Source organism: Streptomyces sp. DvalAA-14, assembly GCF_900091855.1.
Classification (GTDB): domain Bacteria; phylum Actinomycetota; class Actinomycetes; order Streptomycetales; family Streptomycetaceae; genus Actinacidiphila.
Map to the genome: position 1 here is coordinate 1 of NZ_FMCH01000493.1, position 21,736 is coordinate 21,736.

The 21,736-nt window shown below is 69.2% G+C and carries 19 protein-coding genes and 5 pseudogenes; 16 read left to right on the forward strand and 8 right to left on the reverse strand.

The window, feature by feature from the left end:
* On the reverse strand, positions 1 to 341 hold a 341-nt coding region (locus tag GA0115240_RS26145; RefSeq protein ID WP_141708968.1), incomplete at its 3' end, for a hypothetical protein.
* Between the two features lie 177 nt (positions 342 to 518).
* On the opposite strand from GA0115240_RS26145, the gene GA0115240_RS26150 reads away from it, so the two are divergent.
* A complete protein-coding gene (locus tag GA0115240_RS26150; protein WP_093740276.1) occupies positions 519 to 1,163 on the forward strand; it encodes a hypothetical protein in 645 nt (214 codons plus the stop codon).
* 29 nt (positions 1,164 to 1,192) lie between these two features.
* On the opposite strand, the pseudogene GA0115240_RS38635 reads toward GA0115240_RS26150, so the two are convergent.
* Positions 1,193 to 1,344: pseudogene (locus GA0115240_RS38635) on the reverse strand (IS630 family transposase); the annotation flags it as partial.
* A gap of 75 nt (positions 1,345 to 1,419) precedes the next feature.
* Here GA0115240_RS38635 and GA0115240_RS36355 point away from each other — a divergent pair.
* The 5 genes and pseudogenes from GA0115240_RS36355 (at position 1,420) to GA0115240_RS26165 (ending at position 4,642) form a co-directional block, all read left to right on the forward strand.
* Positions 1,420 to 1,881 (forward strand): hypothetical protein, encoded by a 462-nt coding sequence (locus GA0115240_RS36355; RefSeq protein ID WP_141708969.1) that lies wholly within the window; start codon positions 1,420 to 1,422, stop codon positions 1,879 to 1,881.
* 1,196 nt (positions 1,882 to 3,077) lie between these two features.
* The gene (locus tag GA0115240_RS26155; protein WP_141708970.1) at positions 3,078 to 3,374 is read left to right on the forward strand and encodes a hypothetical protein; all 297 of its coding nucleotides are present in this window, start codon (positions 3,078 to 3,080) and stop codon (positions 3,372 to 3,374) included.
* Positions 3,375 to 3,626: 252 nt separating this feature from the next.
* A pseudogene (locus GA0115240_RS38640) lies at positions 3,627 to 3,674 on the forward strand (hypothetical protein); the annotation flags it as partial.
* Positions 3,675 to 3,796: 122 nt separating this feature from the next.
* Positions 3,797 to 4,087, forward strand: a complete 291-nt coding sequence (locus tag GA0115240_RS38645) for a CbrC family protein (RefSeq protein ID WP_256069988.1) — start codon at positions 3,797 to 3,799, stop codon at positions 4,085 to 4,087.
* Positions 4,088 to 4,150: 63 nt separating this feature from the next.
* Positions 4,151 to 4,642, forward strand: coding sequence for a DUF6578 domain-containing protein (locus tag GA0115240_RS26165; protein WP_093740281.1), 492 nt, complete (start codon positions 4,151 to 4,153; stop codon positions 4,640 to 4,642).
* 297 nt (positions 4,643 to 4,939) lie between these two features.
* Here GA0115240_RS26165 and GA0115240_RS26170 read toward each other — a convergent pair whose 3' ends face one another.
* Positions 4,940 to 6,370 carry a PQQ-binding-like beta-propeller repeat protein gene (locus GA0115240_RS26170; protein ID WP_161302457.1) on the reverse strand — a complete coding sequence of 477 codons (1,431 nt, stop codon included), beginning with the start codon at positions 6,368 to 6,370 and terminating at the stop codon, positions 4,940 to 4,942.
* Positions 6,371 to 6,684: 314 nt separating this feature from the next.
* On the opposite strand from GA0115240_RS26170, the pseudogene GA0115240_RS26175 reads away from it, so the two are divergent.
* Positions 6,685 to 6,945: pseudogene (locus GA0115240_RS26175) on the forward strand (GlcNAc-PI de-N-acetylase); the annotation flags it as partial.
* 161 nt (positions 6,946 to 7,106) lie between these two features.
* Here GA0115240_RS26175 and GA0115240_RS26180 read toward each other — a convergent pair.
* On the reverse strand, positions 7,107 to 8,162 hold the full coding sequence (locus GA0115240_RS26180; RefSeq protein WP_256069989.1) for a PP2C family protein-serine/threonine phosphatase: 1,056 nt from the start codon (positions 8,160 to 8,162) through the stop codon (positions 7,107 to 7,109).
* 381 nt (positions 8,163 to 8,543) lie between these two features.
* On the opposite strand from GA0115240_RS26180, the gene GA0115240_RS37240 reads away from it, so the two are divergent.
* Positions 8,544 to 8,720: a hypothetical protein gene (locus tag GA0115240_RS37240; protein WP_161302460.1), complete on the forward strand. Its 177-nt coding sequence runs from the start codon at positions 8,544 to 8,546 to the stop codon at positions 8,718 to 8,720.
* Between the two features lie 720 nt (positions 8,721 to 9,440).
* Here the strand turns inward: GA0115240_RS37240 and GA0115240_RS37245 are convergent.
* Positions 9,441 to 9,611 carry a hypothetical protein gene (locus GA0115240_RS37245; protein WP_161302462.1) on the reverse strand — a complete coding sequence of 57 codons (171 nt, stop codon included), beginning with the start codon at positions 9,609 to 9,611 and terminating at the stop codon, positions 9,441 to 9,443.
* Between the two features lie 12 nt (positions 9,612 to 9,623).
* Between GA0115240_RS37245 and GA0115240_RS26190 the strand changes: the two genes are divergently transcribed.
* Both GA0115240_RS26190 and GA0115240_RS26195 read left to right on the forward strand, forming a co-directional pair.
* Positions 9,624 to 10,013 (forward strand): hypothetical protein, encoded by a 390-nt coding sequence (locus GA0115240_RS26190; RefSeq protein WP_093740289.1) that lies wholly within the window; start codon positions 9,624 to 9,626, stop codon positions 10,011 to 10,013.
* 404 nt (positions 10,014 to 10,417) lie between these two features.
* On the forward strand, positions 10,418 to 11,251 hold the full coding sequence (locus tag GA0115240_RS26195) for a PIG-L family deacetylase (protein ID WP_093740291.1): 834 nt from the start codon (positions 10,418 to 10,420) through the stop codon (positions 11,249 to 11,251).
* A 223-nt stretch (positions 11,252 to 11,474) separates the two neighbouring features.
* Here the strand turns inward: GA0115240_RS26195 and GA0115240_RS26200 are convergent, their stop codons facing one another.
* Entirely contained in the window at positions 11,475 to 12,203 is a 729-nt protein-coding gene (locus GA0115240_RS26200; RefSeq protein ID WP_093740293.1) for a TetR/AcrR family transcriptional regulator, read from the reverse strand.
* A gap of 91 nt (positions 12,204 to 12,294) precedes the next feature.
* On the opposite strand from GA0115240_RS26200, the gene GA0115240_RS26205 reads away from it, so the two are divergent.
* Positions 12,295 to 13,155, forward strand: a complete 861-nt coding sequence (locus GA0115240_RS26205) for an SDR family oxidoreductase (protein WP_093740295.1) — start codon at positions 12,295 to 12,297, stop codon at positions 13,153 to 13,155.
* Between the two features lie 17 nt (positions 13,156 to 13,172).
* Here GA0115240_RS26205 and GA0115240_RS38650 read toward each other — a convergent pair.
* A pseudogene (locus GA0115240_RS38650) lies at positions 13,173 to 13,283 on the reverse strand (LysR family transcriptional regulator); the annotation flags it as partial.
* Positions 13,284 to 13,547: 264 nt separating this feature from the next.
* Between GA0115240_RS38650 and GA0115240_RS26210 the strand changes: the two are divergent.
* From GA0115240_RS26210 to GA0115240_RS26230, 5 genes and pseudogenes are all read left to right on the forward strand, one after another.
* Positions 13,548 to 13,751, forward strand: coding sequence for a hemerythrin HHE cation-binding protein (locus GA0115240_RS26210; RefSeq protein WP_237555221.1), 204 nt, complete (start codon positions 13,548 to 13,550; stop codon positions 13,749 to 13,751).
* Between the two features lie 107 nt (positions 13,752 to 13,858).
* Entirely contained in the window at positions 13,859 to 16,087 is a 2,229-nt protein-coding gene (tkt, locus tag GA0115240_RS26215; protein ID WP_093740297.1) for a transketolase, read from the forward strand.
* Positions 16,088 to 16,208: 121 nt separating this feature from the next.
* Positions 16,209 to 16,379, forward strand: a complete 171-nt coding sequence (locus GA0115240_RS26220) for a DUF5670 family protein (RefSeq protein WP_176725173.1) — start codon at positions 16,209 to 16,211, stop codon at positions 16,377 to 16,379.
* A 374-nt stretch (positions 16,380 to 16,753) separates the two neighbouring features.
* Positions 16,754 to 17,875: pseudogene (gene tal, locus GA0115240_RS26225) on the forward strand (transaldolase); the annotation flags it as partial.
* A gap of 1,533 nt (positions 17,876 to 19,408) precedes the next feature.
* A complete protein-coding gene (locus tag GA0115240_RS26230) occupies positions 19,409 to 20,584 on the forward strand; it encodes an ATP-binding SpoIIE family protein phosphatase (RefSeq protein ID WP_093740369.1) in 1,176 nt (391 codons plus the stop codon).
* 63 nt (positions 20,585 to 20,647) lie between these two features.
* Here the strand turns inward: GA0115240_RS26230 and GA0115240_RS26235 are convergent, their stop codons facing one another.
* Positions 20,648 to 21,511, reverse strand: coding sequence for a SigB/SigF/SigG family RNA polymerase sigma factor (locus GA0115240_RS26235; protein ID WP_093740301.1), 864 nt, complete (start codon positions 21,509 to 21,511; stop codon positions 20,648 to 20,650).
* Positions 21,512 to 21,736 lie beyond the last annotated feature (225 nt).

The following is a 21,736-nucleotide window of genomic DNA, read 5'->3' on the forward strand; positions in this document are numbered from 1 at the left end:
AGAATGTCGAGTGCCGCGTCCACGTTGTGCTGTGAGCGTCTCACCCAGACGAACGTGTCCTGGACGGGGGCTCCTTCCATCCGACTCAGCGCGAAGTCCACACGCTTGATCGTGAACATGGCGACGTCGACGTCTCCGAGATCTTCCCAGCCACGTTCGACGGTCAGCCGCAATCGCGTCGCGAGCGCTTCCAGCGGCGGCCGTAGCCCCGCCACCAGTTGGAAAGAGCTGGCAGCGTAGTCCCACATGCTCCGCTGGAAGGCGGGATTGGGATTCCCACCCTGGTACCCCGGAGCGTCCTGCCAATCCGGCTCAGGCGCCGGAACCTCTATCTCGGCCAAGCCAACCCCCTCGATCGAACATCGCTACGACCGTCGATGCTTCACCGTAGCGGCTCGGCCGAGCTCTATTCGGTGGATCTTCCCGGTCAGAGCACGTGCTCTGACCGCATGCGTTCACCGGATCGGCTCTGGGCACGGTATCCCGGCCTCCTGTCCAGGACCGCCTATGCTCAGCCCGTGCAGCCGCTCTCCGACCACAGCGATCCGCTGATCGCGGCGTTTCCAGCCGATTTTGCTGGCGATGTCGAAAATGTGCTGGCGGTGATGCCAGCTTCTCGCTGGGGACCGGTCAACCCGTTTTCGGTTGTCGTCGAGGGCCAGGAGGTGTCCATCCCCGGGCGTCTCTACCACGACGAGCCGCCGGCTGACGTGGTCGCGTCGCTCTCGCCGCGTCAGCGGCAGCTTCTGCACTGCCTGTACTCGCGGCACTGCGATGGGAGGGTCAGGCAGCGCCACTTGGCAGCGATCGTCGGGTCCCTGGACCCGTGGGTCCTCCCGTACATTCTGCAGTTGGTCGGCGAGTACGTCGTGGAGATCCTGATTGCCATCATTGATGAGCTCCGTAATCTCGCAGCGCCAGGCAACTCGGGACACCGTGCGTACGGGCAGTTCATCGTGGAGAACCCGCTCTTCTTCGCACGCACCCAGCGCCGGGTCGTGAGCTACTGGAGCTGCTACTACCGGTCGGCCTGGGCGAGCTTCGGTGACTACCCGGGCTGCGCTCTTCTCGATCTCCTGCGGTCCGCTGCCTCCGACAGAGCAGGCCCCCCCTGGCCCAATCTCGCTCCAGCGGTCGGCACCCGGGCGGACGGCTGTCGCTGAGGCTCAGCCGTGCAAGCTCGCCCAGCCGATCAAGCTGCGCGGGCGATCGGCCCGCCCCATCGGAGGCCCCTCTCGCTGTGGAGTCGGGCGCGCTTCTTGCGCTGGGCGGCCAGCACGTCGGGGTGGCGGGCTTGGCGTGGCGCCAGCGAAGGTAGGCGTGCAGGGTGCGCGTCTGCGTCGATAACACCTCCGCCCGAGCCCCCGGGCCGCCTGAAATCTCTTGCCTGACCCGTCAGGCCGACTTCACCATGGTCGGATGTTCGAACTCGTCCTCAGCGAGGGGCTGCGCCTCCCACTCGGAGCAGGTCATCTGACCGTCGGTATGTCCGAACGGGAGGCGCAAGACAGGGTGGCGACTCTGGCCGACGTACGAGAGGGCTGGCAGTGCGGAGCGGGCTGGTCCTTCGTCGCGAGGTACGAAGGGCTAGGGTTGACGATCTCCGGCGACGTCTCGGACCGGTGGGGAGTCCTGCCAGATATGCCCGGACTCAGAGGCGTCGCTGTCGCGCGCCATACTACGGCGCCGACCGGTCCATCCGCTGTCCCGGTCGTCCTCGACGACGTCGACCTTTTCGGCTATCCCGAAGCCGAGATCCTCAGCTTCTTCGGCACGAAGCCGTATCCAGGACTCTGGCTACGACCTGCCGACCCTGGCGGCAACTACCTCCGGGAAATCTGGTTCACCCCAGAAGCGGCACCACAGACACAACCTCCTTAACGGCCCCAGCCGCTTGCCAGAGCCACCCGAAGTCCGGGGGGGTCGGCGAGGGCAACGACAGACGGGGAAGGGTTGCAGTTCGGGTTGCGTTCACCCCCGTTCGGCGACGTCCGTCAACCGCCAGAGACGCACATCGGCACTGGTCAGGACCGTGGCGAACGCTCCTGAACCCCCCGGCGAACAGTTGGAAAGCAGGTTGGGGGCAACCCCTCAGGAGTTCGAGTCTCGTATCCTCCGCACCCGCACGTGAGCAGACCCCTGGGTTACTGCTCAGTAGAAGAAGAGAGATAGGTCCTCCAGCGAACCAGGGCCGATGAAGAAACGCTCCGTGGTGGCCAAAATCCCTCGCAAACGAGGGAGCACACTCGGCGAGCGCCTGGTCGACGTCTTTCGGTTGCCACGGAGGATGGTTGCGTGCTGCGGCGTTGAGGGCGGAGATGGTTGCCGGCATCAGTTGCCGCCACCGTTCGCCCTGTTCCGCGAGAGCGTAGATCCCCGAGAGCTGGTCCGCCATACCGATGGGCCTGGTGAGGGACGAGGGTTCCGCACCCACCACCGGATGGAGTTCCCATCCGCCGGCGCGTGCGGCGAGTCGCAGCACGCCGGCCCAGTTCCTGATGCGCCCCCAGGCGCACGTACACCGATTCATCGTTGTGCGGTGGTAGACGACCACCACGGAGGGGATTGGTGTCCGCGAGAACGTCGGACAGGATCCGGCGCTCCGTCCCGGTCAGTACCCACAGCCCCTCCTGTTGGGCTTCCGCGGCGGCGCTGATCCAGCCCTCGGCCGCAGCGAGACAGGACACGAAGTCTGCTTGGTCGTTGACCGGTGAAGGCGGGGACTCCGTGATCACAGCGATCAGTATCGGTCCCCGCCCAGGTGTTCAGGTCGAGCGTGCGTGCACATGAAAGGGTCGCCTGCCACAGCTGTGTCCAGGCCAAACCGAACCTTCCCGGGACGGGGGACTCCGCCCCTTCGTCGCGACGTGAACCCGGTGGGAGCCCCCAAGCGAATACTGTGCTGCTGGTAGATTGTGCGACATTCCGAGGGGGCTGAGTTGTGCTGACCGCTGCGCACCCCCACCCCCCGTAGGTACCTCTGGATAGCCCGGAGGGCCCTACGGAGGCTCTCGATGTCCCGAACCGTCCGCACGACTCCCAGACAACTCCGTGTCCAAGACGGCGCTTCGGAGTCCATGTCGCTGTACGACCTGCGCTACACGCACGCGGAATTGGCCCTGTCCGCCCGCGAAGGCCGTCGCCCCGTCCCGACGAAGACGCTGCGCCGGATCACCTCCTGGCAGTGGATGCTGCTTCACTGCAGAGGCGGCTCCTTCTCGACCGAGATCGCAACCGCTGAAGCCCGGGCCCGGCACCAGGGTCGCCTTGAAGCCCAGCGGATCCGCGGGCTGCACCGCGCCGGCCGCGATCTTGACGACGCGGATATCCCTCCGGTTCGCCACCGTCACGGCGGGCTCTGGAATGCTTGGTAGGTACGAAGTGCCCAGGGCTGCTCGGCGGGTGCGAGCACAGGAAGTGCCTACAAGCTTGCGCCTTCCTCTTTCGTACGTGATCGCTGATCGCCGTTACGCCGCTCACGGAACTGCGGCCAGAGCCATCTCCGGGGGTACTCGTCAACACCGACGTTCCATTACCGTGCCCGCCGGCTCCGCACTCGTGGACGGGCTGTTACGTCCGCCGGCGTAGCAGAAGCGCTGCCCCTCTTCCCGTACCACCCCGACCCCTTGGCCGCGGGATCGATCGTCCCGTCCACCACCGTCTGCGTCTGCTGCGGACAGGCACGCGGGCACATCTACCGGAGTTCGGTCTACGCGGTCACAGAGTTGCACGAGCTGCTAGCTGCTGTGCCCCTGGTGCATCGCGCGAGCCTGTCGGCCACGACGTCCCGCTCGAAGTGGTCCTGTCCGTCGATGCACGGACCCCAGGCTTCTTTTCCCGGCAGGATCCGCGATGGTTCTTCCACTGCGGAGACGGCACCACATTCCTCGGAGCCGTGGGAGCTGGCGAGCCGACGGCCTTCCCCCACGTCATGCAGGCACTACGAAGCGAGGCAGCCGCCTGGGGGTGGGCTGCGGACGAGGTGGAGGATCATCTTCGTGCCCTGGACAAGGACGGCCAGCCCGCCGCCTACCTCTTCCGCTGCCGCACCTGCGCAACCCACCTTGTTTGCGCAGACCTCATGTAGCCCACGACCCAAGGCACCGGATGCGCCTCGCCCGAGCGGTCAGGCGGACGCCACACTGGATCCATGGACTCGCTGCCCGTATTCGTCGCCGACTGGGAAATGCAATGCTGCGGCGAGCCGTTTTCGATCGGGACCGAGGTCCGCTGGCGCCTCGAATTCCTCTACGAGGACGAGATCTCAGCACCCATCGAGGCCCTCCTCCCTCCGGACTCCGTCGTGACCGCAGCAGCGACAGCCAGCATCGCCGACCCCGACGCTGCCGAGGGTCTGCGCGGTGTCCTCAACGCCACCTGGCACGGCACCGGAGGTGACCGCCCAACCCCGCCGGTGGCCGGCACGGTACGTCGTATACGCCTCGTGCGGCAGTTCACCGTGCGGGAGGATCGTCTCGTGACGGTCATCCGCGTCGGAGCACGACTGACGGAACTCACCACGAGCCGCGACCGATTCGCCAGGGGCAGTATGCGGACACCCGAAGGATCGTGGGAGGAGACCGGACTGCTCGTCGACCTCGCGACGGACCTCGGCGAGGTCATCGCAAGCGTCTCTGGCTAACGGGAAGTCACATCCAACCAGCCATGGCGGAGCCCAGCCCCAGGCCAGTCAACCGCCATCCCGGTCTCCCGAGTAGTTGCAGTTGTGGTTGCACTCACCTCCGTTGGGCGGCTGCGCCGCCGCACGTCAGGTCGCCCGCCACTCTGCCAGTGCTTCAGCGGGCAATCGTCCAAGGGTCCCGCCGGTCGCGGTGGGGTCCCTGGACGCGGACAACCGTCAAGGCGAACGGAGCGCCCGGCCGTACCGCAGCGGGGTACAAACAACGTCGCGGAGTTGCAGTTCAGATCCGATCCGCTCTCAGGCGACCGCGACAGATGGAACGAGGCAGTCCAGTATGCGTCCGTCCCAGGTGCCCAACAGCAGCCTGCTCTCGTGGAGGGCCAGTGACAGCGCTACGGCCTCCACACCACCGACGGTGATGTTCTGACGCCACCGCACCGTGCCCGTGCGGGCATCCGAGGCGACGAGTTCCCCGTTGCTGAAGGCCGCATAGACGGTCACGCCGTCGGTGTCGACAGCGGTGGGGGAGGAGTCGGCGTGGAACACCCAGGCCGGCTCACCGTCGGGCAGGACGCGGCGCACGACGAATGCGTTGCCACGAAGTAGTCCGGCGCCGTCGTGCACGGCGCCCGCGTGTACAACGGACGCGCCCAGGCCGTCGTGGAGGTACACACCCGGGCCGCCGAAGAGATGGCCCTGACGGGCGGAGTCCCACTCCAGGGGGAACAGCGCTCGGACGGTCGGCGCAGCTTTGCTCTCCGCCGGCTCGATGGTCACGATCTTCTTGTCACGGTGCTCACGCGGTCCGGTGCCGTCAAGGAAGAGCAGAATGGGGCTGTTGCGGATGGCGAAGTAGTGGTTGTAGGGGTCGTAGCCGCTCAGCTTCGCGTGGCAGTCCTCATCGGAACCGTCGAGGTCGATCAGCCGGATCGGCGATCGCCGTGCCTCGATTCTCCAGTTCGCATCACGCAGCGCCAGCCGGCCGTCCCGGCTTGCGGTCACCACCACAGGGCCAGTGGTGTCGAGCGTTTCAAGTACCCGTCCGTCTTCCAGGGACAAGCGGTCGACGCGGGTGGGAAGGTCCTGCCACCCGCCTCGCGTTCGCACATGTCCTTGCGGCACCGTCGCCCAGACCGACCGGCCGTCCGGAGCAAGATGCAGTTGCCGGCCTCCAAGGCTGTCGGGGACCGACCACGCCAGCGATCCCCCTGACAGCCAGGACTCCGCTTCCACGCCCTCCAGCGCGGCGACCACGTTCCCCTCCCCGTGGGGTTCCACCGCCCAGACCTGGCGACGTGAAACCCACGACCGGCCGAGGTCGGCGCAGATCTCGACAAGATGCCACTCGGCGAGACGCGTGCCAGGGGGCAGGGCGCAAGGGACACGCGGACCGACTTGCTGCTCGGCCGTGAAGGCTCGGTCCGGCACCGTCGTCCAGTCATCGCACACAAGGCTGAAGGCATGGCCGAAAGCGTGTGCCTCGTCGTCCTCGTAGTCGTCGTACGGAGAGGCGACGACGTCGAGCGTGTCGTTGTCACTCCAGCTCAGCGACCGGATCTCGCGCTTGCGCTGCAGGACGGAAGCAGACCGGCCGGTCTGAAGATCCAGCAGGAGCAACTCACCTTCGAACGCGTACCCGCCGTCGTAAGAACCGGTCCCGACGGCGGCCACGGGAAGGAGGGGATGCAGCGCCACCGCGTTGACCGGCCAGCGCGTCGACTGAACCATCCGGCAGCGCACATCGTCCAGTGAGAAGACGCCGATGCGGTACTGAGAGGCCCCGCCTCCGAGGAGTCGACCCTGCCATTGAAGCGGCCCCAGGTCGCCACCTACGACGATTACACCCTGCGTGCTACTGGACGCCACACTGGTGGGCTTGCCTACAGGCGCAAAAGGAGCGTCCCCTAGGATCCGGGTGATCGTCAGGGGCGTCTCCGAGGTCCTCCCGTTATCAGTCATGTTGACGATCATCCCTGGTCAAGCGAGAGTCGTCAGCTCCGTTTCCACGGGTCGGGTCCCAGCCGATGGTCGCCACAGAGTGCCCGAGAGCAAGGCAGGCCGCCGCGATGGCCGAGATCGGCCTGCCCGACGACGAGATCACCACGTGGGTGGACGCCACCGCGTTCAGCGGTCAGAAGTTCGACGCGCTGGCCGCGCACGCCAGTCAGGGCGAGAACATCTTCTTCCTCACGATGGGCAAGGAGAGGTTCGGCGAGTTGATGGGCGTGGAGACCTTCGTACGGGTCCGGGACACCACCGGCGCGGCCGTACCCGAGAACGACCTCTTCGCCGGACTGCGCTGAGCCGCCCCCGCCCTACCGGCGGGGAGCCGCCGGCCGGCGGGTGGCCGGCGGGTGGCCGGCGGGTGGCCGGCGGGTGGGCCGCGGCCGGGAGGTGGTCGGCGTTGTCGTGGTGGAGGTCCTCGTACACCTCTGTACCGACCTCCCGCCGGTGTCGACCGTGATCAGGCGCAGGCGGCGCCGTTCCACTGGCAGAACAGGACGGTGGCATCGTCCTCGAGGCGGCCTTGCTGGTGCTCCAGGAGGGCGTGGATGAGACGGCGCAGCGTTTCGGCGACCGTCAGGCCGGCTGCGTGGTGGCGTATGACGAAGTCGGTGAACCGGTCGATGCCGAACTGCCGTCCGTCGGCGTCCCGCGCTTCAGTGATGCCGTCGGTGTAGAGCAGCAGCCTGTCCCCAGGTTCGAGCTGTTCGCGGCATACGGTGATCGGCAGCTTGAAATCGGCGCCCATCGGACCGGCCGGGGGGCAGCGGACAACGCTGGCCCAGCGCCCGCCACGGATGACGATGGGCAGCAGGTGGCCCCGGTTGACCCAGGTCAGGACTCCGGTGTTCAGGTCGAGATCGGCAAGTATGCCGGTGGCGTAGCTTCCGTGATCGAACTGCTGGAGCAGCAGGTCCTCGATGGCCCGGCTCACTTCCGCGATACCCGCGCCCCGCCGGCGCTCGTTGCGGCAGGCGGCCATCACCAGACTGGCGGTCAGCCCTGAAGTGGTGTTGTGGCCCATGGCATCGAAGACCGCCAGATGCACCGTGTCGCCGCATATCGCATAGTCGAAGCCGTCGCCGGCGACCTGGTACGCCGGTTCCATGGCGGCACTCACGGTGACCCGCTCGTTGGCGAACGTCGGCGGCGGCATCAGCGTCCACTGCAACTCCGCGGAGACGGCCATGTGCCGGGTGCGGATCAGCCGTGCGTAGGAGTCGCTCTGCGCGCGCTTGGCAATCAACAGCAGCCCGGTCACCAAGGCGAGAGACTCCGCGGCGGGTAGATCTGCTTCTGTGTCCTTTTCCGAGCGCAGGCGCAGAACACCCAGACGCTGCGTGCCGTCCACGATCGGGAGCCAGTGGTCGCGTCCGTTCGAACTGCTCAGAATCTGCTCGGTCTGATAGGCGCGGCCGGCCAGCGTGGAGTCGATGCGCAATTCGGCGCCGCCTGCTCCGGCGTTCTGGCCGTGCCCGGTGACCTCGCGCAGCACATCCTGCTGGAGGTCCGCCACGTACAACCGAGCCCGACCGACACCGAGGCGTCCCGCGGCGGCGTCCAGCAGCGCCGGCAGTTGCTCGAAGGCCGCTCGGCAACTGTCCTTCAGCAGGCGGGCCAGCGCGCCGGACCCGTCGGTATGCGGTGCTGCCATGGCGTGAACCCCGAGGATGAGGGGGATGGAGCCGGTCCGCCTCTCCGCGGCCCCCGGCTACCAGCAGCGCGACGGACGACTGCGAGAAGCCCCGGCGACTCGGTCGCCGTCACCCTACCGCCGCCGCGGCACGCTCGGCCCGGGACCGTTGGGGCACACCGCCCGCAATACCCTCAGGTTCAACACGAATGCCCGGCCGTGTCCGGTCGAGGCGAACCGGTCAGCGAGTGGCATCATATAGATGTGGACACGCCCAAACTGGCCCTCGCCGCCAAGCGGTACGACGACGCAGAAGACGCCCGCGAGGCGGCGGCGGACGACCTCAGGGCCGAGAGCGCGGCCGCCCTGGCGCAGGGGGCCGACGAGGAAGAGCTCGCCGAAACCATCGGCAGACCGCTGGAGGACCTGCACAAGCTCTGACGGCGACGCCCCGGGGCCGCTGGGCGCGCCGTGACCGCGATGATCGGGCGATCGTGGCCGCGGAACGGCGGGACATTGCCGGGCGCAAGGTCACTGCCGGTAGACCACGTCCGGGACCGTCCATCCCCCGCCCGGTGCTCGCTCGACCGCAGGTCAGAAAGCCTCCAGTTCCTTCTGTACAGCCCCCGCGATCTGCGGGTACTCCTGTTCCCTCGGGAACGGTGAGGGAACCGGGGCCGCCGCGGTCGCTGGTGAGAGGGCGGCTGTCGCGAGAGGGGCCCGCACGACGTCTTGCACCACGTGATCGGGCGTCCACGGCTGGCGGCAACCATCCGTGGTGGGACGGCATCTGGGCCCTCGGATAGGTTGCCGGTCATGTCTGGCAGACGATTCTCACCGCGTACCGTCCGTACAGCCGTCCGAGGCGTGGGGGTTGACGTCTTGCTGGTGCTGATATGGCGGTTCGTTGGGCACCACAGGTGGACCACCTCGTTGCTGGCGGGGGCCGCGACGCTCGCGTTGACGGTCGCGGCGACGGCCTACTTCTGGTGGTTGGACCGGCACCCGGACGCGGAGCAGCGCATGATGGCCGAGCAAAGGGGAGCGGTCGAACGACGTGCCCGCGAGACGGAAGCGGCTGAGGCTTCTCGACGGGCGACCGGTCGGCGCTGACCGCCGCTCCGCACATGGGCGATTGCGGCAGCTGACCGGAGTCCGCGATCACCCGGCGGTTTCGGTGGTGGGCAATTCGGGAACTCCCGCCGTGCTGAGCGCGGCCGGGTCACAGCCGGTCAGCGTCGCGCGGGCGGTGAGAGCCGCCGCGAGCCCGGCGCCGTAATCGCCCCCGGCGCGGGCGATTTCGATGGAGGCGCTGGGCGCGGACGACACCACAGGGAGGAACCCGTGTCATACCCGCAACTGCTCACCCCCGAGGAGAAGCTCGCCGACGCGAAGAAGCTGTTGAGCCTCCCGCGTATCGTCGTGATCTGCGGCTCCACCCGCTTCATGACCGAGATGAACGAGGCCGATCTGCGGGAGACCAAAGCCGGAAAGATAGTCGTCAAACCGGGCTGTGACCTGAAGTCGCCGCACGAACTCTGGTCCGATCCTGTCGAGGCCGAGGCGCTGAAGGTCCGACTCGACGATCTGCACCGGGCGAAGATCCGGCTCGCTGATGAGGTGCTCGTAGTCGGCGACTACATCGGAGACAGCACCCGAGCCGAAATCGCCTACGCCCGGTCGCTGGGCAAGCCCATGCGGTTCACGCACCCCGAAGTCGCCCCTGACGCCTGACCGCCCGCTGCCACCTCGACAGCCAGGGCCGGCAGCCCGCCACCTGACCGTCTCGCTGTGGCTTCGGCCGCCGCCCACCCCACACCCTCCGCAGGCATCCCTTGGAATTGATGGAATTGATCATCCAGGATGCAGGCCGCGGTGAAGCCGCCCGCGGCGGCGTGGCGCCGAGACATGCACATCGCGCCCGTACCCCGTTCGTTGTAAAGCCGGGACGGCCACACGGCCGTGCCGGGAACAGCCGGCCCGGCTGACACGGTTGAATTGACGAGGGACGGGCGCCGCACGGGCAGGAAACCCGAAGGCCGCAGGCTCGCCCGTCCCGCCGGTACCCGAGCCCCTGCATCGTGGTACGCCCGCTACGTGCTTCGGACCAAGACGTACTTCTGCAGGAGGACTGCTTCATGACCGACCGGCCCTTGACACTCATGGCCGTACATGCCCACCCCGACGACGAGGCCACCGGAACCGGAGGAATCCTCGCACGGTACGCGGCGGAGGGCATGCGCACGGTTCTCGTGACGTGTACCGACGGCGGCTGCGGTGACGGACCGGGGGGTGTCAAGCCCGGCGATCCCGGGCACGATCCGACAGCGGTCACCGCGATGCGCCGTCAAGAGCTCCAGGCTAGCTGTGACGTCCTGAAGATCAGCGATCTGGAGATGCTCGGCTACGCCGACTCGGGGATGATGGGCTGGGCGACCAACGACGCCCCTGGATCCTTCTGGCGCACTCCGGTTGAGGAAGGCGCCGCCCGACTCGCGGAACTCATGCGGCACTACCGGCCTGACGTCGTCGTCACCTACGACGAGTACGGCTTCTACGGCCACCCCGACCACATCCAGGCCCACCGCATCACGATGGCGGCGCTGGAGATGACCGCGCCGACACCGAAGGTGTACTGGACCACGGCGCCCCGCTCGATGATGCGGCGGTTCGGCGAGGTCATGCGGGAGTTCGGTGCGGACATGCCCGCACCGGATCCTGCCGAGGCCGCGGCGATGGCCGAGATCGGCCTGCCCGACGACGAGATCACCACGTGGGTGGACGCCACCGCGTTCAGCGGTCAGAAGTTCGACGCGCTGGCCGCGCACGCCAGTCAGGGCGAGAACATCTTCTTCCTCAAGATGGGCAAGGAGAGGTTCGGCGAGTTGATGGGCGTGGAGACCTTCGTACGGGTCCGGGACACCACCGGCGCGGCCGTACCCGAGAACGACCTCTTCGCCGGACTGCGCTGAGCCGCCCGCCCATCGTGGTTCCCGACTGCACCGACCACCTGCCGGGCGGTGCGCGCTTCGAAGTCCCCGAACGCCTCGAGCGCGGCGCTGCGCCCCAGCTGAGAACGCTGGCGTAGGGGCCTGAACCCCAGGACGAAGCGTTAGGAAGCGTGGTGGGGGCAACCCCTCACGGGTTCGCATCGCGTAGCGACGCCTGACCTGCACGAGAGCGGCCGGCGCGGGATCAGGCCCGCGGCGTGTCACCGTCCGCTGCCAGTCGGGTCAGCCATTCGCGCAGCAGTCGCTGCTCGGCGTCGCTCAGGACATCGGCGTCGTCGGGGAGGGCCGCGCGCAGCGCGCGGGCCGCCGGGGCGGGGCCGGACTCGGTGGCGGAGACCGTTGGTTCGGCGCGGGTGACGGCGGCGACCATGGACTCGCGCAGGACGGTCAGCAGCGCCGGATTGCGGCGTTCCGCGGGCGTGGAGTGCCAGGTGGTGACCGCGCCTTGGCCGGTGGCCTGGATGATCTGGGCGGCCAGTTCCTCGTCGACCCGAAGCCACCCCCCGGCCGCCAGCCGGCGCACCCGCCCGTGAAGGATCTCCAGGCCCGCGCGGTGTGCCGCGTCCGGCCCCCGGCCGGTGGCCCGGTTCATCACCGCGAACAGCTCCGGGCGCGAGACCCCGAACTCCACCACCAGGTCCCAACCGCGGCGCAGCTCCTCCACCGGGTCCTCCGGGACGGGATCGAGCTGTGCGCGCTTGCTCTCCAGGAACTGTGCGTAGCCGTGCTCGGCGACTGCCTCCAGCAGCCCCTCCTTGTCGCCGAAGAGGCGGTAGATCGCCGGCGGCTGCATCCCGGCCGCGGCGGCGACCGCGCGGGTGCTCACCGCGTCCGGCCCGCCGTTCTCCAGCAGCTCGACGGCCGCCAGGACGATGCGGCGGCGAGAGCTGTCGGTGGTGTCGCGGAGAGGCATGGATCCAACGATATCGGAATCGTGCTTCCATCGTTAATATCGATGTTATCGTTTAAATGATTCCACTGGAAGCACCGTTGGGAGAACCCCCGTGATCATCGTGACCGGAGCCACCGGAAAGCTCGGGCGCCGCATCGTCGAGCGCCTCTTGGACCGCGTTCCCGCCCACCGCGTCGGCGTCAGCGTCCGCGACCCCCGCAAGGCACAGGACCTCACCGACCGCAGCGTCCGCGTGCGGCAGGGCAGCTTCGACGACCCCGCCTCGCTCGTGCACTCCTTCGAGGGCGCCGAGCAACTGCTCCTCGTCTCCCTCGACCGTACGGGCGAGGAGTGCGTCACCGGCCACCGCACCGCCATCGAGGCCGCCGAAAAGGCCGGCGTCGGCCGCATCCTCTACACCAGCCAGACGGGCGCCGCCCACGACTCCCGCTTCCAGGCATGCCGCGACCACGCCCGGACCGAGGACCTGCTGCGCGCCACCGGCCTGCCCTGGACCGCACTGCGCAACGGCTTCTACGCGGCCAGCGCCCTGCAGTTCCTGGAGCCCGCCCGCCACACCGGCGACATCGCCCTCCCCGCCGACGGCCCCGTCGCCTGGACCGGCCACGACGACCTCGCCGAGGCCACCGCGGCGATCCTCGCCGACGAGAGCCGCTTCGACGGCCCGACCCCGCCACTCACCGGTCCCGCGGCGCTCGACTTCGACGCCGTCGCCGAGATCGCGGCCCAGGTCACGGGACGGTCCTTCACCCGCACCGTCGTCGCCGCCGACGACTTCCGCGAGCAGGCCCTGGCCCACGGTGTCCCGGCACCGGTCGCCGACCTGATCCTGAGCATCTTCGCGGCAGCGCGGAATAGCGAGTTCGCCGCCGTGGACCCGACGTTGGCCGACCTGATCGGTCGAGAGCCCGCCACTTTCCGCACCCTGCTGGCGCAGGCCTGGGCCGAATAGACCGGGTGGGGCGCGCAAAGACGGGTAGCGGCCCGGACGAGGGCGGCGACCGCCCGCGAGCGGCTGTGGGGCGGCCACGCGATCACCGTCGTCACCGTCGGCGCGTCGGCTACGGGCACGGTGACGAGGCCGTAGTACGCCAAGGACGACGGCCCGACCGGTGCGTTCTTCGGCGAGGACGGGGTGGTGCCGCGGTGACCTCGGCAGCGGTTGCCACGGCACCCGGCGGCCCCAGGCTTCCGGCTACCCGCACGACGACAACCGAGGTTGTCCCGGCGGGTCGGCCGGCGTGCGCGGGGTAGGCGGCTGCCGGGAGCCCATCACCCATGGGCGTTCCCCCGAGGACGCAGCCCGCGTTCCGGGGAGGCGCCCGACGACGCGGAGGCAAGCTGATGGATGACGAGCGCTTCGACGCCAAGATGACCGTGCTCATGGAGAACGTGCGTCATCACGTCGAGGAGGAGGAGCAGGAGTGGTTCCCCCAGGTGCGCTCCGCCATGGGCCGCAACCAGCTGGTCGAGCTCGGTGAAGAGCTCACGGCCGCCAAGCCCGGTGCGCCTCGCGATCCCCTGAAAGTCCCCAGCGCCCGCGAATAACGGCCCCGGGCGCCGCGTGGCGGGTCGAGGATCCCGGCTTCACCCCCCACCCACGAGGTGCGCATTCCGGGAGGTTTTTCGCCTACGGTTTTCGAAGGAGCAGCAGCATGGCAAGCGAGCAGTCGGGCAAGGCGGTCCAGCGGACCAGGTCGGTGGCCATGCCGGTGGCCGAGCAAGCCGGTTGGGACGCGGTGGACGTGCGGGCGGTGGACACCGCGCGGCTGCTGGCGGCCGACGCGGTGCAGAAGGTCGGCAACGGCCACCCCGGGACGGCGATGAGCCTGGCCCCGCTGGCCCACCTGCTGTTCCAGAACGTCATGCGGCACGACCCGAACGACGACCGGTGGCTGGGCCGGGACCGGTTCGTGCTGTCCTGCGGACACTCGAGCCTGACCCTCTACATCCAGCTCTGCCTGACCGGCTACGGCCTGGAGCTGTCGGATCTGGAGGCGTACCGGACCTGGGGTTCGGCCACCCCCGGACACCCCGAGCACCGGCACACCCGCGGCGTGGAGATCACCACCGGTCCGCTCGGCCAGGGCCTGGCCAGCGCGGTGGGCATGGCGATGGCGGCGCGCCGCGAACGCGGTCTGCTCGACCCCGACGCCGAACCGGGCACCAGCCCCTTCGACCACCACGTCTACGTCATCGCCTCCGACGGCGACATGATGGAAGGCGTCACCAGCGAGGCCGCCTCACTGGCCGGGCACCAGGAGCTCGGCGATCTCACCGTCTTCTACGACTCCAACCACATCTCGATCGAGGACGACACCGACGTCTCCTTCAGCGAGGACGTCCCGGCCCGCTTCGCCGCCTACGGCTGGCACGTGCAGACCGTCGACTGGACCGGCGCCGGAACCCGCAGCGGCGCCTACGTCGAAGACGTCGACGCGCTGCTGGCCGCGACCCGCAGGGCTCGCGAAGAGACCGGCCGCCCCTCCCTGATCATGCTGCGCACCCTGATCGGCTGGCCGGCCCCCACCAAGCAGAACACCGGCAAGGCGCACGGTTCCGCGCTGGGCGAGGACGAGATCGTCGCCACCAAGACCCTGCTGGGCTTCGACCCCGACCAGCACTTCACCGTCGAGGACGAGGTGCTGGCCCGTACCCGCCAGGCCGCCGACCGAGGCCGCCGGGCCCACCGCGAGTGGGACGAGGCCTTCACGGCCTGGCGCACGGCCAACCCCGAACGCGCCGGGCTGCTGGACCGACTGCAGGCCCAGCAGCTGCCCGACGGCTGGGCCGACGCGCTGCCCGCCTTCCCCGCCGACCCCAAGGGCATGGCCACCCGGGCCGCATCCGGCGAGATCCTGTCCGCGCTGGCACCGGTGCTGCCGGAACTGTGGGGCGGCTCGGCCGACCTGGCCGGGAGCAACAACACCACGATGGCCGGGGAACCGTCCTTCCTACCGGCCGACCGCCAGACCAAGGACTGGAAGGGCGGCCCCTACGGCCGCACCCTGCACTTCGGCATCCGCGAGCACGCCATGGGCGCGGTCCTGAGCGGCATCGCCCTGCAGAGCCTGACCCGCCCCTACGGCGGCACGTTCCTGACCTTCTCCGACTACATGCGCCCCGCCGTACGCCTGGCCGCACTGATGAAGCTGCCCGTCACCTACGTGTGGACCCACGACTCCATCGGCCTCGGCGAGGACGGCCCCACCCACCAGCCGGTGGAACACCTGGCGGCGCTGCGCGCCATCCCCGGGCTGGACGTGGTCCGCCCCGCCGACGCGAACGAGACCACCGCCTGCTGGCGCGCTGTCCTCGAACACACCGACCGTCCCACCGGACTGATCCTGACCCGGCAGAACCTGCCCGTACTGGACCGCGACAGCGGAGAGTACGCCGCCGCGCAAGGGGCGGCCCGGGGCGGATACGTCCTGGCCGACACGGGGGACGGCGCGGCACCGGACGTCATCCTGGTCGCGACCGGCTCCGAGGTGCAGATCGCCCTGGACGCCCGCGCCCTGCTGGCAGCCGACGGCCTCACGGTGCGGGTGGTGTCGATGCCCTGCCGGGAGTGGTTCGGCGCCCAGCCCCCGGCCTACCAGGACCAGGTCCTGCCGCCGGCCGTACGGGCCCGGGTCAGCGTCGAGGCCGCCGTCGGACAGGGCTGGCGCGAGGTCGTCGGTGACGCCGGACGGATCGTCAGCCTGGAGCACTACGGCGCCTCCGCCGACTACCAGCGCCTGTACTCCGAGTTCGGCATCACCGCGGAAGCGGTCGCCGAAGCCGCCCGCGACAGCATCCGCGACACCCAGCAGGCACCGCGCCCCGGCGGCCACCAGCAGACCTCCGCCCCCACCAGCGGCGGCACCGGCGACCGCGGGTGACCCCTCCCGCTGACGCTGCCGCACAGGATCGTGACGGTGGTCGCATCAGCCGGCGCGGGCGAGCGGATATCGGCATAGGTGTTTCAGTCGGGGGCACACGGCTCGTTGGAGGTTGATAATCATGGGACCGTTGCTCATCGTTCTTCTGCTCGCCCTGCTTCTTTTCGGCGGGGGCTTCGCGCTTCACCTTCTGTGGTGGATCGCCGTTATCGTGCTCGTCGTGTGGGTGCTGGGATTTGTCATGCGTGGCACCCACTCCAGCGGCAGCCGGAACCGGTGGTACCGCTGGTAGAGCCCGTACCAGCTCGTTCCGCGGGCGCCGCCCACCCTCCGAGGTGGGCGGCGCCCGCTGGCTTTCAGGGAAATACATCCCGTGGTCGGGTGAGCCGGGAAATCGCGGATAGGAGCAATGTGCTGGGGTGTCTTCCGGAAACACGCAGCGGATCCACCTCTCCGGGGACAGCCCGGCACTCAGGACGACTCAGGACGACTGTCCGACACCGCTTCACTGAAAAGGCAGGGATGTTCTCCGGCCGGGGCGGGACACCTTCCCCCTGTGCGACGAGCATCCGGCGGCCACCGCCGGCGACCGTTCTGCCGATCGGCAACCAGCGGCCCGGTGGAGCCGCTGAGCCCACGGGGGCCCACCTTCCCTGGAGGATCTTCATGTCCGTTTCCAGCGCGTCCGATCCACTTGCCGAACTGTCCGCCGCCGGAGTCTCGGTATGGCTGGACGACTTGTCGCGGGAGCTGCTCGCCGGTGGTGAGCTGAAGCGGCTCATCGAGGAGAAGCACGTCGTCGGGGTGACGACGAATCCGACAATCTTCGCCTCGGCGCTGTCCAAGGGCGACCGCTACACCGAGCAGCTGCGGCAGTTGGGAGTGGAGGGCAAGAGCGTCGATGACGCTGTCTTCACCCTCACCACCGACGACGTCCGGGCCGGCTGCCAGGCGTTCGGCGCCGTGTACCGGCGGACCGGGGGGACCGACGGACGGGTCTCCATCGAGGTCGATCCCCGGCTGGCCAAGGACGTCGACGCCACCGTCGCCCAGGCCCGCAAGCTCTGGGCGGCGGTGGACGAGCCGAATCTGTTCATCAAGATTCCGGCGACCCGCGAAGGACTGGCGGCGATCACGGCCGTGGTCGCGGAGGGCATCAGCGTCAACGTCACGCTGATCTTCTCCCTGGACCGCTACCGCGCCGTGATGGACGCCTACCTGACCGGCCTGGAACAGGCGCTGGCCGGCGGCCACGACCTGGCGGGCATCCACTCCGTCGCGTCGTTCTTCGTCTCCCGGGTCGACACCGAGGTCGACCGCCGCCTCGACGCCCTGGGTACCCCCGAGGCCCGGGCGCTCAAGGGCAAGGCCGCGATTGCCAACGCCCGGCTGGCCCACGAGGCGTACGAGCAGATGGCCGTTGGGCCCCGCTGGCAGAACCTCGCCGCGGCCGGAGCCCGTCCGCAGCGCCCGTTGTGGGCATCGACCGGGGTCAAGGATCCGGCCTACCCCGACACCCTGTACGTCAGCGAGCTCGTCATCGCCGGCACGGTGAACACGATGCCCGGCACCACGCTGGCCGCGTTCGCCGATCACGGAACCCTTCCCGTGCACGCACCGGCGACTGACGACTCCATCTCGGCTTCGAGCCACTTCGAGGCGCTGGAGCGGGCCGGCGTCCGGTTCGCGGACGTCACCGACACCCTGGAACGCGAGGGCCTGGCCAAGTTCGAGGACAGCTGGTCCGAACTCGCCGCCACGGTGGACCGCGAAATGCACGCCACCGGCGACGAGCCGTCACCCGCCGACGCGTCGTCGGAGGACTCCGCGGACAGCGCTGATCTGCTGGCGATCTACCTCAATGATCATCTGTCCGGTTCCACCGCGGGCGTGGAACTCTTCCGCCGGGCCGCGCAGGCCCAGCGGGGCCACCAGGGCCAGCAGAGCCAGCAGACCCGGCGAGACGAAACGCTGGCAGATCTGGCGAGGCAGGTCGAGCAGGACCGCGACTCGCTGCTGCAGATCATGACCGATCTCGGTATCACCCCCGATCGCTCGAAGATCGCTCTCGGCTGGCTGGCCGAGAAAGCCGGCCGCCTCAAGCCCAACGGCCACCTTTTCTCCCGCTCCCCTCTGAGCGATGTCCTGGAGCTGGAATCCATGCTTCTGGGCGTACGGGGCAAGGCCGCTTGCTGGCGCACGCTGCGCGCCCTCGCCGAGACCGACCAGCGTCTCTACACCGATCACCTGGACACCCTTGTGGAGCGCGCCGAGCACCAGTCGGCGTCCCTGGAGGAGATGCGGCTGACCGCTGCCGCTGCGGCATTCGGCGCCGGACGTCCCACCGGTCGCTGATCCGGCAGCGCGCCTGACACCGTTTCGGCGATGCCAGGACGGGCCCGGCATGGAGGGGCCCAGCAGGGAGAGGCCCAGCATCGAGGGGCCCAGCATCGAGGGGCCCTGGCGCCGTATGGCAGCCAGGGCCCCGAAGGAACATCAACACCATCTGCCGGTTCTAGAACTGCGCCGGCCTTCTGTTTCCGCAGACCCGACCGAGATGACGTCGGGGGTGCGGGGATCGCGGTTGCTTGACCGGAGACCACCTCACAATCGATGTCCTGCGGTACCCGGGCTCAAGACGTCCGCCCGGGCGATCCTGATGGCGCGGAGCCCTCCGTTCTTCCCTCTGCGGGCAATCACTTGCCCAACTGGTCACGCGCTACCGCGTACTGCCGGTGACGCGAACTACTGGTGGCCTGCGCCAGCGCCACTCTTCGGACAGTCGGCTCCGTCGCCCGTCCTGCATCTGCTCCGGCTCCGAATCCCGCTGCCGAACCTCCCGGTACGCGCGCCCGCCGCCGGCGCCTTTACCGAGGTACTGCTCGCGGCGGCCCCTGATCACTGCGGGCCACCCGGTCCGGCAGTCAGTCCCGTCGCCGTCCAGCAACTGCCCTGGCTTCGAAACTCCACCACCGCACCGCCTTGCACACTGCGACTGCGTGTCCTGCTGCCCGGCAGTTCGTCTCTGCCGGGCCCTGCTGTCTCTCTGGACTACGAGAGAAACCATACCCACGCCACCGCCCAATGTCTACTCCAGCGATCACAGATTTTGCGGAGTCCGAGGCAGAGATAACTTCCACCGAACACCATGGGGACGGGGTGCCCGATAGCGGTGGCCAGTCAGGTTTGACCGCAGGCGACAGGGCAGGCTGCTGCCAGTCGTGCCGGCGGGACCTCCTCCGGTGCGCCGTTTACTCCGGGGGTAGCGATGGACTACGTGACGCGGCCCACGGCCGCGGTGTGGGCCGCCGGGCGCACACCATGAACGCTCTGCTGCTCGAAAGCGAGGACGTGGCCTGGTTCCGCGACGACCTCACCGGCGCCCGACTGGCCGCCTCCCGGCTGGCCCGGCGGATCGGGCTGAGCGAACACCGGGCCGGTGAGATCGCGCTGGCGGTGTCCGAGGCCGCCTCCAATCTGGTCAAGCACGCCGTCGCGGGGGCGATCCTGCTGCGAGTGGTGCGGACCGCGCAGCACGGCGGGATCGAATTCCTCGCGCTGGACAGCGGCCCGGGCATGGCGGACGTGGCAGCTTCGATGCGTGACGGCCGTTCGACCGCCGGCACGCTGGGAATCGGCCTCGGCATGGTCGCGCGGCTCGCGGACACGTTCGACCTGCACTCTCTGCCCGGGCACGGAACGGTGATGCTGGCCCGGTTCTGGCCACGCGACGCGCGGCTCCGCCCGGCCGTCGGCGGTGAGCGGTCGGAGTCCGCGGTGGGAGGAGTGACCCGGCCCATCGGCGGAGCGCAGGAGTGCGGGGACGGCTGGGCGGCGCGCTGGGACGACGCCGGGACACCAGTGCCTGGGGATGCCTTGCGTGATGTGACGGCAGCCGCCCGTATCCGCGCTTCGGACCGGTCCACGCCGGGTTACGGCGGCGGCCCCGCGGCCGGCCCCGCGGCCGGCCGCGCGTCAGCGGCCCTCGGGGCGGGGCGAGCGGTGCTGGTGATGCTCTGTGACGGTCTCGGCCACGGCCCGCTGGCAGAGATGGCCACCCAGGTCGCGATCCGCGCCTTCCACACCGGCGCCGGCGGACACCCCGAGGAGGTCGTGAACGAGATCCACCACGCCCTGGCAAGCACGCGGGGCGCCGCGGTGGCCGTGGCACGCATCGAACCCGACCAGGAGCGGGTGCTCTTCTGCGGGGTGGGCAACATCGCCGGCGCGGTCGTGACCTCCACGTCCAAGAGCAGCCTGCCGTCGCTGCCGGGGACCGCCGGCCACCTGATACGTACCCTGCGCACCTTCACCCACCCGATGCCGACCGGCAGCGCGCTGGTCATGCATTCGGACGGCCTGACCGAACGGTGGAGCCCCGAGACCCTGCCCGGAGTCCTCCAGCACTCCCCGACCGTGATCGCAGGTCACCTCCTGCGCATCGCCGGGAAGTACCACGACGACGCCTCGGTCGTCGTGGCCAAGGGACCGTGGTGAGCGGGCGAAGCGAGCCGGTCGCCGGACCGCGCCGGTCCGGCGACAAGGGCGACGGCGTCCCGCTCAGTGTTCGGTGAGCATTCCGGTGCGGAGCTTGGCGAGCAGGCGGGTCAGCAGCCGGGAGACGTGCATCTGCGAGTAGCCGAGTCGGGCGCCGATGTCGGCCTGGGTCATCTCCTGGCCGAAGCGCATCTGCAGGAGCAGCCGCTCCTGATCGTTCAGTTCCGCCAACAGCGGCGCGAGGGCGTGGAAGTCCTCGATGAGTTCCATGGCGGGATCGCTGGCGCCGATGATGTCGGCGTAGGAGCGCCCGTCGTCTTCCTCGGTGTCGCCGAGGGGCAGGTCGATGGAGCCGGCGGTGTAGCCGTTGGCGGCGATGAGGCCCTCGATGACCTCTTCCTCGCTGATCTCCAGGTACGCGGCGAGTTCCGCGACGGTGGGCGGGGTGTCCAGGACCGCCGTGAGGTGGTCGCTGGCCTTGGCGAGTTCCACCCGCAGCTCCTGCAGCCGCCGGGGGACGTGTACGGCCCACGAGGTGTCCCGGAAGAACCGCTTCATCTCGCCGACGATGTACGGGATGGCGAAGGTGGTGAACTCGACCTCGCGGCTCAGCTCGAACCGGTCGATGGCCTTGATCAGACCGACGGTGCCGACCTGGAGGATGTCCTCCATCTCCTCCGGGCCGCGGCTGCGAAAGCGGCGGGCGGCGAAGCGGACCAGGGACATGTTCATCTCGATCAGGGTGCCGCGCGCATAGGAGTACTCCCGCGTGCCCTCCTCCAGGCTCTGCAGCCGGTCGAAGAACAGCTTCGACAGTGCCCGCGCGTCGCTGGGCGCGACCTTGCCCGCGTCCTCGATCCAGGGCAGATCCGCCGTCTCTGCCCGGGCGGGCGCGAGGGACGCTGCTGCGGACTGCTCAGTGGACATCGTCACGTCAACTCCTCGATGCGTAGGATCTGCCGGACCCAGTACTGCCCCCCATCGCGGAGGCCATACCTCCGGTTATCAAAGAGGAACGAATCCGCACCGCCGGCGGCGGGGTGTAAGGGCGCCGACATCACGCCGGCTGCCGCACAGCCCGTGCAAATCAGCAACCCGCCCCACGTACCGGCCCCCGGCTCCTTCCGGATCCCGCGCGGCGCGCGCTCACGT

Excerpts from the sequence above, each read along its gene's own strand:
- GA0115240_RS36355 (WP_141708969.1), top strand. The coding sequence starts at position 1,420 with ATGTTCGAACTCGTCCTCAGCGAGGGGCTGCGCCTCCCACTCGGAGCA.
- GA0115240_RS26155 (WP_141708970.1), top strand. The coding sequence starts at position 3,078 with ATGTCGCTGTACGACCTGCGCTACACGCACGCGGAATTGGCCCTGTCC.
- GA0115240_RS26235 (WP_093740301.1), bottom strand. The coding sequence starts at position 21,511 with ATGTCCACTGAGCAGTCCGCAGCAGCGTCCCTCGCGCCCGCCCGGGCA.
- tkt (WP_093740297.1), top strand. The coding sequence starts at position 13,859 with ATGGCAAGCGAGCAGTCGGGCAAGGCGGTCCAGCGGACCAGGTCGGTG.
- GA0115240_RS26165 (WP_093740281.1), top strand. The coding sequence starts at position 4,151 with ATGGACTCGCTGCCCGTATTCGTCGCCGACTGGGAAATGCAATGCTGC.
- GA0115240_RS26195 (WP_093740291.1), top strand. The coding sequence starts at position 10,418 with ATGACCGACCGGCCCTTGACACTCATGGCCGTACATGCCCACCCCGAC.
- GA0115240_RS26210 (WP_237555221.1), top strand. The coding sequence starts at position 13,548 with ATGGATGACGAGCGCTTCGACGCCAAGATGACCGTGCTCATGGAGAAC.
- GA0115240_RS26170 (WP_161302457.1), bottom strand. The coding sequence starts at position 6,370 with ATGGTTCAGTCGACGCGCTGGCCGGTCAACGCGGTGGCGCTGCATCCC.
- GA0115240_RS26220 (WP_176725173.1), top strand. The coding sequence starts at position 16,209 with ATGGGACCGTTGCTCATCGTTCTTCTGCTCGCCCTGCTTCTTTTCGGC.
- GA0115240_RS26230 (WP_093740369.1), top strand. The coding sequence starts at position 19,409 with ATGAACGCTCTGCTGCTCGAAAGCGAGGACGTGGCCTGGTTCCGCGAC.
- GA0115240_RS26200 (WP_093740293.1), bottom strand. The coding sequence starts at position 12,203 with ATGCCTCTCCGCGACACCACCGACAGCTCTCGCCGCCGCATCGTCCTG.